General features: G+C 35.6%; 1 protein-coding gene. It reads left to right on the top strand.

Annotated elements, in window-relative coordinates; all coding sequences use genetic code 11:
- A partial coding sequence (locus RH85_RS19065; RefSeq protein WP_006714363.1) for a GGDEF domain-containing protein occupies positions 1 to 1,589 on the top strand: 1,589 nt, incomplete at both ends.

Here is a 1,589-nt window from a genome sequence, read left to right as displayed (position 1 = left end):
TACTTGATCGGTCACATTTAGAACCGGATATTGTTGCAGTTGGGATTCAAAAGATATTAAAGAGTAAAGTAGATTTCACGCTACTTGATTATGCTTATCTCAATATTATTTTACATAACCTTTCACTCTATAGTGAAGAGCTATGGATAAATGAAGCAATGGGTACCGTACCACAAGAAATTGTTCAGATAGAATGGATGGGTCTTTTGCTAGAGGCAGAGTTAGCTTTGCATATTTGGCATTCTAGCGATAAACGCATAGGGTATCTTTTGCTAGAAGAGTTGCTGACGAACACGGAACTTAAAACACACGCTTTTCTATTGCCAAGATTACTGAATTGGGCAGGAAGTATGGCGTTAGCAGAAAATGAAATCATTGACGCTCAAAAATATCTATTAAGAAGTATCTATTTGTCGGGTAGGTACAATGAGCACTTATCGCAGAGCAAAAGTCACTATAATTTAGGGAAAATGTACTTAATTATGGGGCAGGGACAGCAAGCTTTGAACCATATACAAAGTGCTCGGCATCTTTATAGCCAACTCCCAAATCCAGATCATAGTATACAGCAGTTGTATTGGTACAATGAATCGGTTATCCAAGGTCAAATAGGTAATATAACTGCCGCCAAATCGGCAGATTTACAAGCTCATAAGTATTTTGAGCTGAGTAATAAAACCTTGCGCTATCAAATTCTTGATATAAGAAGCAAGATAAACATTGCATTGCTTAATAAAGAATATAGCCATGCTGGAACTCTATTAGAACAATGTATATTTCTTAGTCAACAAGAGCAACTTACTTATAATCTTGGGCGTTGCTATTTAAAACAATCAAAACTCGAAGTTGCTCAATATAACTACCCTGACGCTTTAAAAGCGATAGACCAGAGTATACATAATTTTCGTCTCAATGATAAAAGCTACCCTATATTTAAGTCTATGAAATATAAGGCTAAGATTTTGGAATTAAGCGGTGATTATAAATTCGCCTATGAACTGGCAAAGCAGGTCTACTTATCTGAGAAAAATCAAATGCTTTCAAAGTTGCATAACTTGACTCATGCACAAGAAATACTAGATTTGTTGTTACAAAGGGATCAGTTGAGTATTAATAACCAAGAAAAAATTCTTGCTCTTACAAAAAAACAACGCTATTTAGCTTACGCTAAATGGTTTGGCATGATTGCCATTTTATTAATCGTGTTGATGAGTGTTAGAACGTACCTAATAAAGCGTGAAAATCGATCTCTAGTAATTCGCTCCGGTGTTGACCAATTAACGGGTTTATATAATCGCCATTACTATTACCTTCAGCTATCTAAAGGAGAGAACATCTCGTTACATAACGAATACTATTTGGCTCTTTTAGATATCGATTACTTTAAGTTGATAAATGATACTTATGGTCATATGGTTGGTGATGAAGTATTAAAGAAACTCGCAGAGGCCGTGCAGTCAAAATTACATGCTAAAGAACTCTTTGTACGTTGGGGGGGAGAAGAGTTTTTGCTTTTAATTAGAGCGGATGGAAGAGCAATTCAACGTTTAGAAAATATACGTAAAATAATCGCGAGTTCACCACTACAA

Source organism: Vibrio ichthyoenteri ATCC 700023 (assembly GCF_000222605.1).
Classification (GTDB): domain Bacteria; phylum Pseudomonadota; class Gammaproteobacteria; order Enterobacterales; family Vibrionaceae; genus Vibrio; species Vibrio ichthyoenteri.
This window is presented reverse-complemented; position numbering and strand designations above follow the sequence as displayed.